13 protein-coding genes and 1 pseudogene are annotated in these 16387 nt (G+C 62.1%); 7 read left to right on the forward strand and 7 right to left on the reverse strand.

Annotated elements, in window-relative coordinates:
- Positions 1-96 precede the first annotated feature (96 nt).
- The 5 genes from CXY83_RS08475 to CXY83_RS08495 form a co-directional block, all read right to left on the reverse strand.
- Positions 97-2616: an MMPL family transporter gene (locus CXY83_RS08475; RefSeq protein ID WP_104196918.1), complete on the reverse strand. Its 2520-nt coding sequence runs from the start codon at positions 2614-2616 to the stop codon at positions 97-99.
- Positions 2617-2723: 107 nt separating this feature from the next.
- The gene (locus CXY83_RS08480; protein ID WP_104196919.1) at positions 2724-3368 is read right to left on the reverse strand and encodes a TetR/AcrR family transcriptional regulator; all 645 of its coding nucleotides are present in this window, start codon (positions 3366-3368) and stop codon (positions 2724-2726) included.
- A 63-nt stretch (positions 3369-3431) separates the two neighbouring features.
- Entirely contained in the window at positions 3432-4085 is a 654-nt protein-coding gene (locus tag CXY83_RS08485) for an MBL fold metallo-hydrolase (protein WP_104196920.1), read from the reverse strand.
- Positions 4085-5179 (reverse strand): S-(hydroxymethyl)mycothiol dehydrogenase, encoded by a 1095-nt coding sequence (locus CXY83_RS08490; protein ID WP_104196921.1) that lies wholly within the window; start codon positions 5177-5179, stop codon positions 4085-4087. Before CXY83_RS08490 ends, CXY83_RS08485 begins: the two co-directional genes overlap by 1 nt.
- A 184-nt stretch (positions 5180-5363) precedes the next feature.
- A complete protein-coding gene (locus CXY83_RS08495; RefSeq protein ID WP_104196922.1) occupies positions 5364-6413 on the reverse strand; it encodes a LacI family DNA-binding transcriptional regulator in 1050 nt (349 codons plus the stop codon).
- 193 nt (positions 6414-6606) lie between these two features.
- Between CXY83_RS08495 and CXY83_RS08500 the strand changes: the two genes are divergently transcribed.
- The 6 genes and pseudogenes from CXY83_RS08500 to CXY83_RS08525 all read left to right on the forward strand — a co-directional run bounded on the left by CXY83_RS08500 (position 6607) and on the right by CXY83_RS08525 (position 13506).
- Positions 6607-7866: an extracellular solute-binding protein gene (locus CXY83_RS08500; RefSeq protein WP_104196923.1), complete on the forward strand. Its 1260-nt coding sequence runs from the start codon at positions 6607-6609 to the stop codon at positions 7864-7866.
- 10 nt (positions 7867-7876) lie between these two features.
- Positions 7877-8965, forward strand: a complete 1089-nt coding sequence (locus CXY83_RS08505) for a carbohydrate ABC transporter permease (protein WP_369831140.1) — start codon at positions 7877-7879, stop codon at positions 8963-8965.
- A complete protein-coding gene (locus CXY83_RS08510; RefSeq protein WP_104196925.1) occupies positions 8962-9870 on the forward strand; it encodes a carbohydrate ABC transporter permease in 909 nt (302 codons plus the stop codon). The genes CXY83_RS08505 and CXY83_RS08510 overlap by 4 nt, the downstream gene beginning before the upstream one ends.
- Before the next feature lie 61 nt (positions 9871-9931).
- On the forward strand, positions 9932-11962 hold the full coding sequence (locus CXY83_RS08515; RefSeq protein ID WP_104196926.1) for a glycogen debranching N-terminal domain-containing protein: 2031 nt from the start codon (positions 9932-9934) through the stop codon (positions 11960-11962).
- A 344-nt stretch (positions 11963-12306) separates the two neighbouring features.
- Positions 12307-12680 (forward strand): annotated as a pseudogene (locus CXY83_RS08520) (amino acid transporter); the annotation flags it as partial.
- A gap of 643 nt (positions 12681-13323) precedes the next feature.
- Positions 13324-13506 (forward strand): hypothetical protein, encoded by a 183-nt coding sequence (locus CXY83_RS08525; RefSeq protein WP_104196927.1) that lies wholly within the window; start codon positions 13324-13326, stop codon positions 13504-13506.
- Between the two features lie 408 nt (positions 13507-13914).
- Here CXY83_RS08525 and CXY83_RS08530 read toward each other — a convergent pair whose 3' ends face one another.
- Complete coding sequence (locus CXY83_RS08530) at positions 13915-14790, reverse strand: ABC transporter permease (RefSeq protein ID WP_104196928.1); 876 nt, start codon at positions 14788-14790, stop codon at positions 13915-13917.
- Complete coding sequence (locus CXY83_RS08535; protein WP_233200702.1) at positions 14787-15692, reverse strand: ABC transporter ATP-binding protein; 906 nt, start codon at positions 15690-15692, stop codon at positions 14787-14789. Before CXY83_RS08535 ends, CXY83_RS08530 begins: the two co-directional genes overlap by 4 nt.
- 407 nt (positions 15693-16099) lie before the next feature.
- On the opposite strand from CXY83_RS08535, the gene CXY83_RS08540 reads away from it, so the two are divergent.
- Positions 16100-16363 (forward strand): hypothetical protein, encoded by a 264-nt coding sequence (locus tag CXY83_RS08540; protein WP_104196930.1) that lies wholly within the window; start codon positions 16100-16102, stop codon positions 16361-16363.
- The last annotated feature ends 24 nt before the right edge of the window (positions 16364-16387 follow it).

Here is a 16387-nt window from a genome sequence, read left to right on the forward strand (position 1 = left end):
GAAGTACCCGTCGCAGCGGCGTTTACCCTGCACTTCTCACGGCTCGAGTATCTGCGGCAGGAACGCGCGCCAGGCGATCCCCACCTTCACGACCGGTTAAACGATCGACGTGGGGACACGCTCGGGCGCGGCAACCGGGTGCGCCCGTTCGAGCGAGGCACCCTCCACATCAACGTTGGGCAGCATCCGATCGAGCCATTTCGGCAACCACCACGCCGCGTCGCCCAGCAAGTGCATCACGGCCGGGATGATCAGCAGCCGCACCACGAACGCGTCTAGCAGTACGCCGCCGGCGAGCCCGAAACCGATCGACTGGATCATGACCGAGTTCGAGAAGATGAAGCCGGAGAAGACCGAGGCCATGATGAGCGCGGCGGCGATGACCACCGTGTGCCCGGCGTGCACCCCGCGCTGCACCGCGAGGCGCGCCGATGCACCATGCACGTACGCTTCGCGCATCCCACTGACCAGAAATAGCTGGTAGTCCATCGCCAGCCCGAACAGAACCCCGACAACGAGAATAGGCAGGAAGCTCAGGATCGGCCCGGGATCATGGATGCCGAACACGGCACCCAGCCAGCCCCATTGGAAGACCGCCGTGATCGCCCCGAAGGATGCGAACAGCGACAAGACAAAGCCCAGCGTCGCAGTTACGGGCACCAGGATCGATCGGAACACGAAGATCAGAATAATCAGGGAGAGCCCCACGACAACGAGAAGATACAGCGGGAGCGCGGCGGCGAGTTTTTCACTCACATCGATGTTTCCGGAGGCGTTGCCGGCGACACCGAGGGACGCGACCCCGACGAGGTCGATTCCTCGGAGGTCACGTACGAGCTGCTCGGTCGATTCGCTGTTCGGGCCCTCGGCGGGAATGACCTGGAAAGCGAGAAGCAGGTCATCATCGGATGCTCCGATCGGCGCGACGGCGACGACGTCGTTCTCGGCACGGAGCGCTGTTCCGATGCGTACCTGTTCAGCGAGCAGGTCCTCATCCGTGACGGCTGTCTCAAGATCGGCAACGACGAGCAGCGGGCCGTTCACGCCCGGCCCGAATTTGTCGTCGGCGAGTGTGTAAGCGTTGTAGGCGCTCGAGCCCAGTGGTTCGGACGAACCGGCGGGGAGTCCGAGGCGCATCGAGAGCGCGGGGATGGCCACGACAAGAAGAACGACGATGCCCACGACCACCGTGACGACGGCGCGTACGGTGTTCATCGGCTTGACCGGCACCCGGGCATGGTTGCTGGCGTGGCCGACCCGCGCGCGGGCCTTCTTCGTGAGGATCTTCGTGCCGACCAGGCCCAGCACTGCCGGTGTGAGCGTGATCGCTATGAGAATGGCGACGAAGACGCAGACGGCACCGACCGTGCCCATGAGCCCGAGAAAGGGGATGCCGGTGAGGTTGAGGGCGAGCAGGGCGATGAGCACGGTGGCGCCCGCGAACACGACCGCGTTGCCGGAGGTGCCGTTGGCCAGACCGATCGATTCCTGCAGGGGCAGCCCGTTGCGCAGTTGCGTTCGATGCCGGTTGAGAATGAAGAGTGAGTAGTCGATGCCGACCGCGAGCCCGAGCATCACTCCCAGAACCGGAGTGACCGAGAGCATTTCGACGGCCCCGGACAGTGCGAGTGAAGCGAGCACGCCAACGCCCACGCCGATCAACGCGTTCAATAATGGCAGCCCCGCACCGATCAGGGTGCCCAGCATGACCCACAACACGATGGCCGCGACGATGACGCCGCCGATCTCTCCGGGACCGAGGATCTCGGGGAGGCTCGCAGCAATGTCGTTGGAGACCTCAGCCCTGACGCCGGCAATGCCGGCGTCGTTCATCTCCGCGACGACCGCCTTCTTCGACTCGGTCGAAACCTGGTTGAGCGACGTGTCGAACTGGATACTCGCGACGGCGGTCGTCTTGTCGGTCGAAACCTGACGGATGCCCGCGGCCAGGTCGAGCAGGTCGGCTCCCTGTTCGAGCGTGGTGCTCGACGCCTCGAGCTCGGTACGGCTTGCCGTGAGTGCCGTCTGTTGTTCGGCAATTGCAGTGCGGCCCGCATCGATCTGCGCCTGCTGGGCATCGAGCATCGGCCCAGCAGCAGCGAGTTGACCCGCCGCCTCGGCTCGCGCGCGGCTGGCATCGAGCTGGCTCTGCGCAGCCGCGGCCTCGGCCGTCGCCGCATCGATCTGCGTCTGACCCGCATCGATCTGCGCCGTTCCAGCGGCGATCTTCTGCCGTCCGTCGACGACCTGCTGCGCCTGGTCATCGATCTGGGCTTGGGTATCGAAGGGATTCGTCACCGATTTCACGCTGTCGAGATCGATCGTGCGTGTCAGCAGGGCGCCGATGGCGGTTTTCTGCGTGCCGGTGAAGGCGGAGTTGTCGGTCGTGGTGAACAGGACCGTTCCTCGCCCGCCGCTGGCCGCCGGGAACTTCGCCGCGAGCTCGTCGCTGACCTTCTGAGTGGCGGTACCGGGGATACTCACGGACGACGTGAGTGTTCCGCCGAAGGCAGAGAACACACCGACGGCGAGGCCGAGAACGACCACCCACGCAACAATGACCAGCCACGCTCGGCGGGCGGAGAACCGACCCAGTCGGTAGAGAAGCGATGCCATATTCTCAATTTCTGTGTATGAGTAAGGTGTGGTCGGATGACCGACGTGTCGTCGTGCATGCCGTTATCGGGAGTCGAGGTGGTGGATCACCAGCGGAATGCGTTTGGTCAGTTGGACGGGGCGTATCCGATACGGATCGTGACGATGAGGCGGTCGAGCAGTTCGTACCAGACAGTGCGGGAAGATGCGTCGAGCGAGCCACCCGTTCGAGCCAACCAGTGCGCCGATACGATGGCGATGCCGTTCATCACCGAACTGACCAGGATGGAAACCTCGAATTCGTCGATCGCGCTCGTGCGACCGGCGATCTCCGCTGAGAGCTGTTCGGTCGTCCGGGTGAAGACGTCACCGATGCTGTGCCGGGAGCGACCGTTCTCGCCCTCGACCGTGAGCACTCCGGCGAGGTAGGCGACCACGGGCGGCAGGTCGATGGCGCGCAGTGCCGTCGTGATCTCGTCGAACAGGCCGTCGCGACGACCGTCTCCGAGCGGGGTGGATGCCGTTGCCGCCCGAAATTCGTCGACGGTGGCGCTGAGCACCTGCGTGCAGGTGGTCATGATCACATCGTCGAGCGATGAGAAATGATTGAAAACCGTGCGCCGGGAGACGTCGGCGCGCTCCGCGAGCTCGTCGACGCTGAATTGTGGTTTGCCCCGCTCGCGAATGAGCGAGTCGGCGGCATCCAGAATGGCCTGGCGGTACCGCGCCTTGAGGTCGGCGCGGCGATCGGGTGCGGCGTCAAGCGAAATCATGTGCTTACACTAAGTGCAACGACGCACAAAGTGCAAGACGAACTCGAGCCAGTTACTTCTTGCTCAGTGCCCGCGGGCGATCCACTCTTCGACGTGGCCCGCCTCGTCGCCGATCAGGGTGGACTGACCGTGCCCGGTGCGCACCACGGTGGCAGCCGGCAGCGTGAGCAGCGTGGTGGTGATCGAGTCGATGATCGTCGGGAAATCGCTGAACGACCGGCCGGTTGCGCCCGGCCCACCGTGGAAGAGCGTGTCGCCGCTGAACACCGTGCCGAGTGCCGGCGCAGAGAAGCAGACCGCTCCGGGCGAGTGTCCCGGCGTGTGCAGCACTTCGAGCTCGATGCCGGCGACCGCGATGCGCTGGCCGTTTTTCAGCGCGTTCGGCCGCGTGGTCGCCGTGGCAGACTCAGCAGCATCCGCTGGAAAGACCATCTCCCACAGCATCGTGTCGGCCGGGTGCAGCCAGACCGGTGCGCCCGTTGCGGCGCTCACGCTGGCGGCTGCACCGATGTGGTCGTTGTGCCCGTGGGTGCACAGAATGGCCAGCAGTTTACGGTCGCCTACTGCCTTCAGGATCGCGTCGGCGTCGTGGGCGGCATCAATGACGACGCATTCGGTGTCATCGCCGACGATCCAGACGTTATTGTCGAGGTCCCACGTGCCGCCGTCGAGGCTGAAGGTGCCGACGGTGACGAGATGGTCGATGCGTGCGGTCATCAGAGCACCACCACCGAGCGCAGCACATCGCCGCGTGCCATTTTCTCAAATGCAGCCTCGATTTCGCCGATGCCGATCTTCTCGCTGACGAATTCGTCAAGCGGTAACCGCCCCTGCAGGTACAGGTCGGTCAGCATGGGAAAGTCGCGCTCCGGCAGGCAGTCGCCGTACCAGCTCGATTTGAGCGAGCCGCCGCGCCCGAAGACGTCGATGAGGGGGATTTCGAGCATCATTTCAGGGTTGGGCACCCCGACCAGCACGACCGTTCCGGCGAGGTCCCTGGCATAGAACGCCTGCCGCCAGGTTTCGGGACGCCCGACCGCGTCGATGACGACGTTGGCGCCGAATCCTCCGGTCAGTGCCTGCACGGCTGCGACGACGCCAGCCTCATCCAGGTTCAACGAGTCGATGGTGTGCGTGGCCCCGAGCTGTTTGGCCTGGGCGAGCTTCTTGGGGTCGCGGTCAATGGCGATGATGACGGATGCGCCAGCCAGGCGTGATCCCACAATCGCAGCATCGCCCACTCCGCCACAGCCGATCACGGCCACCGAGTCACCTCGGCTGACATTGCCCGTGTTCATGGCCGCGCCGATGCCCGCCATGATGCCGCAGCCCAGAAGGCCGACGGCCGCGGGGTCGGCATCCGGATTCACCTTGGTGCACTGCTTGGCATGCACGAGGGTCTTCTCGGCAAAAGCGCCGATGCCGAGGGCCGGGCTGAGCTCGGTGCCGTCGGTGAGGGTCATCTTCTGGGTGGCGTTGAAGGTGTTGAAGCAGTACCAGGGTTCAGCCCGCTTACAGGCTCGACATTCGCCGCAGACCGCGCGCCAGTTGAGCACCACGAAGTCGCCGACCGCGACGTGCGTGACGCCTTCGCCGATGACACTGACGCGTCCGGCGGCTTCATGCCCGAGCAAGAACGGGAAATCGTCATTGATGCCGCCCTCTTTGTAATGAAAATCGGTATGGCAGACGCCGCACGTTTCGATGTCCACGATGACTTCGCCTGGACCGGGATCGGGGATGACGATTTCGACCAGTTCGACTGGCGCGCCCTTCGAGCGGGCAATGACGCCTGTGACTGTGGTGGACATGGAGCTCCTCCGATCGAGGGGTGCCGGGTACGGCGGGGACGCTTTAACCTTATCGGAGGCGTGCGACCGATCAACGTCTCCTGACGCCGGTACGACGTGCGTCAACCCGGCAGTATCTTTTCAGACGTTGTCGAGACGCAATTCTGGGGCGCAGGAAAACTTCTGATCCCGCGGCCAGACCAGCTCACAACAACATCTCCATCGGGATCGCCGCGAACGCTCGCGTGACCAGCCGGGGTCTGATCATCTGGTACCGGGGCTGCAGTGACTCCGGCGCACCGTGGACTTGACCACCGAACTCGCCGGTCAGAAGGTCAAGCACGGCCGCGGCGACTTCTCCCACCGACTGGTCCACGCTCGACAGCCCGATTGCGGCAGCAACGGGTGTGTTGTCGTAGCCCGTCACCGGCACCCGCTCAGGGTTGGCGATCATCGCCCCCAGGGCCAGCGAGTCGCTCGCACAGAGAACTGCGTCCAGCGGCCCTGCCCTGCGTCGCAGGTCCTGCATCGCAGCGGTGCCCTCAGCGACACCATCGACGGTGACTGCCTCGAGTGCGATCAGGCCAGCCTCGGTCACGTCGCCGCGTTCGTGCATCGCATCGTGCCAGCCGCGGCGCCGGTCATCGCCGGTATCCGCCGAGCTGGGCCAGCCAATGTAGCCGATACGTCGCGCACCGGCATTCTGCGCCGCCCGCGTCGCCTCATACAACCCGGCCCAGCCGTCGACATCCACCCAGAGGTGCTGCGGGTTGCTCACGTCGTCGGCCCCCCAGGGCCGCCCAAAGGTCACGAAGGCGATCTTGTTCTCGATCAGCCACTTCGTGCGGGGGTCGCCAGCAAAAGTGGAAGTAAGCACGAAGCCGTCCACGTCGGCCCCGTCGTTCAGGCGCTGCAACTGGATGATCTCGTCCTCGGGGCTGGTGGCGGTGAACAGCAACACCCGTAATTCCTGCTTGTCGGCCTGCTCGGTCAACGCGTGCAAAAACCGATCCAGCACAGACCCCGATATGCCGTCGATCATCGGATCCAGCCGAATGCCAATGGTGGAGCTGCGTCGGGTGCGCAATCGCCGCGCCGAGGCGTGCGGGCGGTAGCCCAGCTGCGCAATCGCAGCCTCGACCCGTTCGCGCGTATCGGCGCGCACAATGCCGGGCGAGTTCATCACATTTGAAACGGTCTGGCGGGAAACGCCTGCCGCGAGTGCAACATCCGTCACCGTGGGCATCGAAGCCATAGTCGATCCTCCCCACGAACCTTCAGAATATATCGACCCAATATTGATTCTCCACAGGCTACCGCTTTTGCATTGGCTGAAGCCTCGCTGCATTGGATCGATCCAAGAAATTATTTGATCGATCAAATAAAGTCAGCTACTGTGAACACCACACAAGATCTGCGCACCGTAGCGCGATAGAAGGAGCATCAAGATGCAACGACGCAACTCCCGCTTGCTGATCGGCGCCGGTCTCACCGTGGTCGGTGCCCTCACCCTCAGCGCGTGTGGTTCCGGATCCGGTTTCAGCAGTGACTCCGCCACCACCGGAGGCGAACTCACCAGCGACTCCTCCCAGGGTCTCTCGGTTCTGATCGGCTCGAGTGGGGACGCCGAGACCGCTGCCGTCAACGCCGCCGTGGCCGCCTGGGCCAAGACCTCCGGCACCAACGCCGAGGTCAGCGTCGCGAGCGACCTCAATCAGCAGCTCGCCCAGGGCTTCGCCGCGCAGAAGCCTGCCGACGTGTTCTACCTCTCGACAGATGCCCTTGCCGGGTACGCGTCGAACGGCTCGCTGCTCGCCTACGGTGACAACCTGGCCAACAAAGACGACTTTTACCCCAGCCTGGTCAGTGCCTTCACCTATGACGGCGAGTTCTACTGTGCCCCGAAGGACTTTTCCACCCTGCAGCTGCTCATCAACACGGATCTCTGGGCCCAGGCCGGGCTCACGGACGCCGACATCCCCACCACCTGGAACGAGCTCGCGACGGTGAGCGCAACGCTGACCACCGACTCCCAGGTGGGCCTCGCCCTCGGCAGCGAATACGCCCGCCTGGGCGCGTTCATGGCCCAGGCCGGCGGCAGCCTGATGAACGAGGACAGCACCGAGGCCACCGCAAACAGCCCCGAGAATGTTGCGGGCCTCGAATACGCGCAGACGCTCCTCAACGACGGCGTGATGAGCTATGCCAGCGAGATCGGTGCAGGTTGGGGCGGTGAGGCGTTCGGAAAGCAGCTGTCCGCCATGACAATCGAGGGCAACTGGATCACCGGCGCGATGACGAACGACTTCCCCGACGTCAACTACACGGTGGCCGAACTGCCGGCAGGCCCAGAGGGCAAAGGCACCCTGCAGTTCACCAACTGCTGGGGCATCGCCGCCGACAGCCCCAACCAGACCGCGGCCCTGAACTTGGTGGAACAGCTCACCAGCAAGGACGCCCAACTGACCTTCTCCGAGGAGTTTGGTCCGATGCCCTCGATCATGTCGGCCGCCGCCGAGTGGAAGAGCGCCAACCCCACCCTGATTCCGTTCCTGGACGGCGCGGACTATGCCCAGGGCGTGCCCATTGTGCAGGGCGCCGCGGATGTCGTGAGCGACCTGAACGCACAGCTCGAGTCACTCAAAACCGGGAACGCGCAAGCAATCCTCGACTCCACGCAGAAGAACCTTCAAGCGCTACTGAAGTAGCCCCATGTCGATGCCTGCACGCACGCCTCACCGTTCCGGTATCCGGGGCGGTGAGGCCGCCTCGGGGTGGCTCTTCACAGCCCCGATGATCATCCTGCTCGGGATGTTTTTGGTCATCCCCGTGCTGATGGCCCTCTGGGTCAGCTTCTCCGACTGGAACGGTCGCGGCAGTCCTTTTTCCGGCTCCGTTGCTTTTGTGGGCTTGGACAATTATTCCGCTCTGGTCGGCGGCGGCGGCCTCGCCGAACAGGACTTCGGCACAGCGTTACGCAACAACGCCTGGTACGTCCTTTTAGTCGTACCGATCCAGACGACGCTGTCCCTGTTTCTGGCTGTTTTGGTCAACCGGCAGATCTTGCGCGGCCGCGGCTTCTTCCGCACCGCATTCTACTTCCCGTCGGTCACCAGTTCTGTGGCCATCACGGTGCTGTGGCTGTTCCTGTTCAGCGCCAGTGGCGCCGTCAACAAACTGCTCTCCTTCATCGGCGTCAACGGACCGAACTGGTTCAACGACCCCAGCGGAGTGCTGCACAACATCCTCGAGGCGTTGGGCGTCGAGACGGGCCCGGCCGTCCTCACCGGCAACTCGTTCCTCGGTATCTCGTTCTGGGAATGGCTGGCCGGGCCATCCGTTGCCATGAGCGCCTTCATTTTAATGGCCGTGTTCACCACCAGCGGCACGTTCATGCTGTTGTTCATCGCCGCACTGCAGAACCTCAGCGGAGATGTCGTCGAGGCCGCCATAATGGACGGCGCCAACGGTTGGCAACGATTCTGGCAAGTCACCCTCCCCCAACTGCGGCCGACCCTGTTCACCGTGCTCACTCTCGGCCTGATCGGTGCCTGGCAGGTCTTCGACCAGATCTACACCGGCACCCAGGGCGGGCCAGGCAAGACCACGCTCACCCCGGCCTACCTCTCTTACCAGGCCGCCTTCACCAACCAGGCCTGGGGCCAGGGCGCCGCGATCGCGTTCATCCTGTTCGTGATCATCGTGGTCTTCACCCTGTTTCAACGTTGGCTACTGGCCGAACGCGCCGTCTCCGCCCGGCGGATGCGCCTGTACCTGAAAACCCCAACCTCCGGAGGTTTCAAATGACCACCACCGTGAGAACCCGCATGCGCCCCAGCACCGCCTCCCAGCGACTGCGCAACCTGAGCCGGCCGCAGCTACCCACCAGCGCGATCGCCGGCCGGTCGCTGCTGTACGCGATCCTGATCGTGCTCGCGATGATCTACATCGCTCCCTTCCTCGTGCAGGTCGCCACCTCTTTTAAAACGGATGTCGAAGCAGCCACCAATCCCATCTCACTGCTACCGCAGACCTTTTCGACGTCCGCGTACGAGAGGTTGTTCCTCAACTCGGACTTCCCGATCTGGTTCCAGAACTCCGCAATCGTCACGGTCTTCGTCACGCTTGGCCGCGTGTTCTTCAATTCTCTGGCCGGTTACGCCCTGGCCCGGCTGCATTTTCGAGGCCGCAATGTGATCTTCGCGCTGCTCATCGCTGTGATGAGCGTGCCCGGGGTGGTGCTGCTGATTCCCAAGTTCCTGGTGATCAACCAACTCGGCATCTACGACACCTATGTGGCCATGATCGTGCCGCTGCTCACCGACGCCGCGGGCGTCTTCATCATGAAGAACTTCTTCGAATCGATCCCGGCAAGCGTCGAAGAGCAAGCACGCATCGACGGGGCAGGCAACTTCCGAGTGTTCTGGTCGATCGTGCTACCGATGGCCCGGCCGGCCCTGGTCACGATCATCATCCTGTCGTTTCAGGGCTCCTGGAATGAGCTGTCGCACTTCATCGTGGCCACGCAATCACCCGAATTGACCACACTCACCAAGGGAGTGGCCTCGCTGGCCTCCGGGCAGCTGAGTCAGGGCACCCAATACCCGCTCAAGCTCGCTGCTGCGGCAATCATGACCATCCCGGTCGCGGTGATGTTCTTCATCTTCCAAAAACGCATCATGAACACCACCGACGGCGCCGTGAAGGAGTAGTCGGCGCCCTTCGTTTTTTCCCCCAGATCACACCACAACACCTTGGAGTCGTACCTCACTCATGCTCTCTCACCCTGTCCAGCCGTTGCTCCATAATTCCGCCATTGTTTTGGCCGCTCCAACCCAGGCATGGTCTGGGTCCGACGGACAAACGACGCTTCCTATCCATGGCTTGTACCACTCCGACACCCGTGTCCTCTCCGGCTGGAGCCTGCGGGTCGGCGGGTCTGCGGGCGAGCCGATCGGCTCAGCTGCTCGCGGCGCTGGCGAGATGACGTTCAGTGCGCTGCTGCGCCACCTTGACGATCGCACCGCCGACCCGCGGTTGCGATTGGAGGTTACCCGCAAAGTCACGGCCGGCCACCTGACCGAGAGCATCACTCTTATTTCCGGACTGCAACACGCAATTGACACGACTGTTTCCGTGCGCCTGGTTCCCGATTTCGCGGATATGCAGATCGTCAAAGCCGGCCTTGGTGGCGGCGCTGCGCACGTCACGTCTGGGACAGCCGATCTACCCGAGGCCCCGGTCATCACCGTGAAAGAGACGGGCACCGGCATCCACCTGGCCACCCCGACCGTGGCGGCTCTGGTGAGCCTGAGCGATGACGGTGTGCCGAGCACAGCGGCCGCAGAAGTTGGCGGTGACTGGTCGGTCACTGTTCCCGCCCGCGGCAGCGTCACCGTGGAGTGGACGATCGACATCGAGCACTCAACGACCGTGGTGCAGGCGGCCTCGGGCCTGCCCGAGTGGGCCGGGGTATCGGTGAGCTCCGGCGACGCACGCCTGGACCGCTGGGTGCAGCGCGCACTCGACGATCTCTCCGGCCTGCGGATGGCAACGACGGCACAGCCGGATGAGCCATTCCTCGCCGCCGGCGCTCCTTGGTTCTTCACCCTGTTCGGCCGGGACTCACTCTGGGCTGCCCGGTTCCTACTCCCCCTCGGCACCGAGATCGCGGCCTCCACCCTACGGTTACTCGCCCAGCTGCAGGGCACCCGGATTAACGCCGAGACCGCGGAACAGCCCGGCAAAATCATGCACGAGCTGCGGCCCGCCGCGTTCACGATCCCTGGCGAAGACATGTCACTGCCGCCGCTCTACTACGGCACCGTCGACGCCACTCCCCTGTGGGTCTGCCTACTGGCCGACGCCCACCGCTGGGGCATGGCCGATGCCGAGGTCGAGGCCCTCCTGCCACACCTCGAGGCGGCTCTGGGTTGGATGCGCGACTTCGGCGACAGCGACGGTGACGGATTTCTCGAGTACGTCGACAGCACCGGGCACGGGCTCGCCAACCAGGGCTGGAAGGACTCCGGTGACTCCATCCAGTGGCGTGACGGAAGCCTCGCCGCCGGACCTATCGCTCTCTGCGAGGTCCAGGCCTACGCCTACCAAGCCGCGATCGATGGCGCCGACCTGCTCGACACCTTTAACCGGCCCGGCGGCGACACCTGGCGCGCCTGGGCCGAGGAGCTCAAGACCCGGTTCCGCCAGTCGTTCTGGATCGACTCCCCACAGGGCCGTTACCCGGCTGTGGCCTTGGACGCCCTCAAGCGCCCGGTCGACACCGTCACCAGCAACATCGGCCACCTCCTCGGAACAGGACTACTCACCGCCGAAGAGTCCGCTCTCGTCGCTGCCCGTCTGGTCTCTCCCGAACTCAACTCCGGCTACGGCCTTCGCACAATGTCCACCGACTCGGCCGGGTACTGGCCGGTGAGCTACCACGGCGGCTCGGTCTGGACCCACGACACCGCGATTGCCATCGCCGGGCTCGGCCGCGCCGGCTTCGGAGCCGAGGCAGGCGTTTTGATCACCGGCCTGCTCGCAGCGGCCGAGTCGTTTGACTACCGGATGCCCGAACTCCACTCCGGCGACGCCTCCACTGCTGTCACCGCGGCGGGTTCCTACCCTGCCGCCTGCCGCCCGCAGGCCTGGTCCGCTGCAGCCGCAGTGTCCGTGCTCAGCACCGTGCTCGGCCTCGAACCGAACCCGGTGACGGGCGAGGTGACTTCCACTCCGATCAGCCCCGCCATCGTTGGAAACGTCACGCTGAATGGCCTAACTGCCACTCTCCGAGTCAGCTGAGGATGCCCTCGCTCACCCTGCCAGCGGGTCGGCCGATGACGGTAACCACGTCAACATCCTGATGAAAGCCCCGCCGGAATCCTCCGGTGGGGCTTTTTCACACCCCAAATCGTCTCCGATATGACGCGGTCATCGTCGAAAACGCGACGGGTGACAATCCATGATCGCCGACCGAATCCAGCCCTAAAATCGCTCGACGACACTAGGAGCATCCACCCGGCATGCCGTGACCAAATGCAGCGAGCGCTGATGACATTCGGTCGGAACGAGCAATAATTTGTGAGGCGTAAGGTGAGCTCCTGAACATACCGCGGGCTTCGGCCGGGAGCCTCAAAGCCTGGCTTATACAAGACGGTGGAGACCGGCAGGGTGTCTAGGTGGGCCCGCCGCGGCCACGGCCGACAAGACTCATTCATGGTGGCGCGTGATGTGCCTGACCGGTGTCGACTATTTCTCCACGTTGGGTTATCAGCCGGCGATCGCGGCTCTAGCCGCGGGGCTGCTCTCGCCCATCGCCACCATCGTGCTGGTCGCCCTTACCCTGTTCGGCGCTTTGCCGGTGTACCGGCGGGTGGCTGCCGAAAGCTTCCGCGGATCCGGCTCCATCCACATGCTGGAAAAACTGCTGCCGTGGTGGTCCGGCAAGATCTTCGTACTGGTTCTGCTCGGATTCGCTGCGACGGACTTCATGATCACCATCACCCTGTCGGCGGCCGATACCTAAACGCGGCCGCGGTCAAAGTGCCAGATCGCTGCAGGCTTAAATAAGGCCTCTCGGCGTGCCGCAGTCGCTGACTCAAGCCGTGTTACCCACTGGTAGAAACCAGACGTGAACACGACCAGCCAGGCATATTTTCACCACCGAATTCCGCTTGGGGGCTCCCCTTTTCGGGAGTTGATGTATTCGTACGTACCCATTACCGCTGCTTCGCGCGAACTAAACGCTGGCTTTTTTCAAGAACGCGGTTTTCGTTGCCGCACAGTTCATGGAAACATGCCGGTTACCAGGAGATCGAACGACTGGCAACTATTTCAGACCCGGGTTAGTCGGCCTCGCGTGCGCGACTGAAGAGAAAGCGACGGCGCCGTGTCCGGCGTGCGTGGTTTTCGACCGCTAGAGGTGCGGCAAGAGTTGATAATGCGGGTGTCCGCACGAGTTCAACATGGGAATACACCGCACATTCAATAATGAATTCGTGAACAGATAAACCGCGCCCGAAGAACGGATTCCGACGGAACCTCGCCTCTTTCCCGCATGTTTTGCACCGACAAATTAGGTGAATAAGTTCGGGCGCACCCCTCCTAGCCGTTCTCGGACCCCATTTCCCAGTTCGAACTCTGATGTACAAGGTGCCGTTAGCATGGTCGTCAAGATCCGCGCCCAGCCAGATTCCGTCAACGACAATACCCTTACGGTCTATCGGGTCGATAAGCACGGCAGGAACGTGTCCAAACTGGTTGACCCGGACCAAAACTATCGAGGGCGCGCGGGAGGCTTCCTCGTGACGAAGAACAACCGTCACAACACGTACATTTATCAATAGATCGTTCCTTCGAAATTGCAAGACACGGAGGACCATGGACCGATGATCTTCCGCAAACGCGCCGCTCCCGGTCATCGAAACGCACAGAATGGGCCACTTACTGCCCCCTCAAGCCCACAAGGCATGTCCAAGCCGCGCGTGGCGATCTTTGGGACGACCGCGCGGTCGCGAGTTCACTGTAAGAGCGTGAATCCGAGCGCACCATGAACTCGATTTTCGGGCCATCGATCCGGTCACGCCCATCGCGTGGTTTCCGAAACGTGTGCGTCTTGAATTTGACAGTTAAAACACAAGGCAGAACACAAACATCTATATGCACTCTAGCAACTGCCCCACATTTCAGATACCGGGTTCGGTGTGAACATAACGGTGCAACTGTTGAGGTGGGCCTGTTCAATATTCCACCGTTCAGCGAATGCGCCGCGAAAGACGGAAAGACGATAGCAATGCAAAAACTATGCATACTATGGCCAGCGCGGTGAATGCTCCCGCGCTCGAAACATCAAAGTCCCCGACAGAGATGGCTATTCCGTAAAAATCGTTTAGCGCAGATACCGCCTCGGATTTTCCGTCAGTGAGAGCTTCCGCCGAATGCGCGGTGAACGGCTGCCGAAGGAGCATCGCTGCCTGGGCGAAAGGCATCGCGTTCATGACATTCACGACGCTTGCCGGAAGAGTACCAGCAGGAATATAGGCACCCGCCAGGAAACCAATGACCGTTCCAACAATGGTGCTCATCGCCGCGAAAGCACTATTGGACCGAACGAACGTCACGATAAATCCGGAGAGAGCAGAAAACGCGGCGGCAGCGACAACGACATAGCCAAGGGCAAGAAGCAGTTCGGTCGCCGTCATCGTAGCGTTGCCGCGAATGGCCGTATACCCCTGCGATATCGAGACGACAACCACGGTCATGACGATAGAAACGATGAAGCTAGAGGTCATGTAGCCGAAGATCAGGCTGGCGCGCCGAATAGGCGAGACGAGAAAGTCTTTGAAGCGACCGCTAGAGGAGTCTTCAATGAAAACGCTCAACGCAGCGAGTCCGGTTGTCAGGATTGTGATCATCGTGATTCCGGCAAAGACCCACGCGTCAACGAAAGCCTGAACCTCAGCATTTGTTGCAGTTGGAAAGCGCGATTGCAGGTTGTCGACCTGCAGACTGCCCAAAACCAATGCATAAAGACCGATGAGGATCAGCGCAGAAAGCAGCGAAAAGAAAACCGCGGTCCGATCCCGGAAAAAAATGCGCAAGTTACGGCGAGCAAGAATCAGTGCACTCATGCGGTCGCTCGATTCGAGGTCACGGACAGGAATACATCGTCCATCGTCCCGTGCCGGAACTCGAAGTCATCCACGATCAGTCGGTTGTCGCGCAGAAATTTAAGAGCTTCCGCGGATCCGCCAACCGCGATGCGCGCAGCTCCGGCGGCACGGGTGACCGCAAATCCTTGGCTTGCGCACGCCTCGTGCAGTTGCTCCACATCGTCGGACGTAACGGAAAGAATACTTGAGCTGTACGTCTTGCGGAGATCAGCGGGGGTGCCCTGGACAACTAATTCGCCTGCATGAATAATAGAAATTTGATCCGCCTCTTCTGTCTCCTCCATGTAGTGCGTTGTGAGGAACACAGTCATACCTTGAGTGGAGCGCAGGGACCGGATTGTCTCCCATACCTGCTCGCGGCTTTGCGGATCGAGCCCCGCTGTTGGCTCGTCTAAGAACAGTAAAACGGGCTCATGTATGAGCGCTCGCGCAATGTCGACCCGGCGCTTCTGGCCGCCTGAGAGCAGCCCATACGGGCGGTCAAGAAATTCTCCCAGGTCGATCATGTCGGCGAGTTCTGCAATACGCCGCGCGCGATCGAATCTCCGCATCGCATAAAAGGCCGCTCGATCGGCGAGGTTCTCCCGGACTGTCAGACTCGGGTCCAAAAGCGAGGCTTGAAAGACGACGCCGATATTTCGACGGATCTGATCATCATCACGGCCAACCGTCATGCCGGCGATCTTGATCGTTCCGGAGTCGGCAGATGACACCGTCGTCAAACACGAAATAGTTGTGCTTTTCCCAGCACCGTTTGTCCCGAGAAAAGCAAATATGCTGCCCTCCGATACTGAGAAAGACAGGTCTTTTACGGCCTTGAGAGAGCCAAAACTCTTGGATAAATGGCTAACATGAATCACGCGTGTTGTTCCCCCGGATAAATCGCCCAATTGTTTCGGGCCTGGGGTGTGACATAGCAACTCCCCCCAGCGCCGAAAAGACTCTAACAGGTAGCGAGTCGGGCATCAATACATCCTTCGAGATCTCGATACCATCGGCGTATCTCAGGCGAGAACCGCGTCTCGTATCCCCTGAATACGCGACACGTGGTTGCCCTCGAGTCTTGCGGATTTAGTGCGCGATCGTTCCCACATCATCACGACTGCTCAGGATTAATAGTACGTTTTCTGGTCGCGTCCCTGCGTTGGACACCGCAAATACCTGGGATAAGTGCCTGTCGAGTAGCGACGCGGAATGTTGAAAACGTGCAAAACATGCATATCGTTCCCGCTCTCATTCTCATCTAAGTCGTCGGTATTATCTGCATATGTTGCAGATCGCGAAGTTTGACCTCGGATACCTCTGGGTCAAGCGCATTGTGGCGATTTTCGGAGTGATCGTCACCGCCGGGGCCGCCATCGCAACCGGAGCGATGCTGATTCACGGGCATCCGGCGTACATCGTTCTGCTCGCGGCGTCTCTCGTCATTAGTTCGGCTGTCGCCGTGCGGTCGTGGTCCTTACTCGCACCGCGCGGTCACGTCCCGCTGAGTGGTGGAGTTTCTCAACACCGTGCGGGTCAGTTGGTTTAGTTTAGGCGGCAGCGAGTTCTGGGA

Source organism: Cryobacterium sp. M15, assembly GCF_002929675.1.
Classification (GTDB): Bacteria; Actinomycetota; Actinomycetes; order Actinomycetales; family Microbacteriaceae; genus Cryobacterium; species Cryobacterium lyxosi.

Excerpts from the sequence above, each read along its gene's own strand:
- CXY83_RS08475 (WP_104196918.1), bottom strand. The coding sequence starts at position 2,616 with ATGGCATCGCTTCTCTACCGACTGGGTCGGTTCTCCGCCCGCCGAGCG.
- CXY83_RS08480 (WP_104196919.1), bottom strand. The coding sequence starts at position 3,368 with ATGATTTCGCTTGACGCCGCACCCGATCGCCGCGCCGACCTCAAGGCG.
- CXY83_RS08485 (WP_104196920.1), bottom strand. The coding sequence starts at position 4,085 with ATGACCGCACGCATCGACCATCTCGTCACCGTCGGCACCTTCAGCCTC.
- CXY83_RS08490 (WP_104196921.1), bottom strand. The coding sequence starts at position 5,179 with ATGTCCACCACAGTCACAGGCGTCATTGCCCGCTCGAAGGGCGCGCCA.
- CXY83_RS08495 (WP_104196922.1), bottom strand. The coding sequence starts at position 6,413 with ATGGCTTCGATGCCCACGGTGACGGATGTTGCACTCGCGGCAGGCGTT.
- CXY83_RS08500 (WP_104196923.1), top strand. The coding sequence starts at position 6,607 with ATGCAACGACGCAACTCCCGCTTGCTGATCGGCGCCGGTCTCACCGTG.
- CXY83_RS08505 (WP_369831140.1), top strand. The coding sequence starts at position 7,877 with ATGCCTGCACGCACGCCTCACCGTTCCGGTATCCGGGGCGGTGAGGCC.
- CXY83_RS08510 (WP_104196925.1), top strand. The coding sequence starts at position 8,962 with ATGACCACCACCGTGAGAACCCGCATGCGCCCCAGCACCGCCTCCCAG.
- CXY83_RS08515 (WP_104196926.1), top strand. The coding sequence starts at position 9,932 with ATGCTCTCTCACCCTGTCCAGCCGTTGCTCCATAATTCCGCCATTGTT.
- CXY83_RS08525 (WP_104196927.1), top strand. The coding sequence starts at position 13,324 with ATGGTCGTCAAGATCCGCGCCCAGCCAGATTCCGTCAACGACAATACC.
- CXY83_RS08530 (WP_104196928.1), bottom strand. The coding sequence starts at position 14,790 with ATGAGTGCACTGATTCTTGCTCGCCGTAACTTGCGCATTTTTTTCCGG.
- CXY83_RS08540 (WP_104196930.1), top strand. The coding sequence starts at position 16,100 with ATGTTGCAGATCGCGAAGTTTGACCTCGGATACCTCTGGGTCAAGCGC.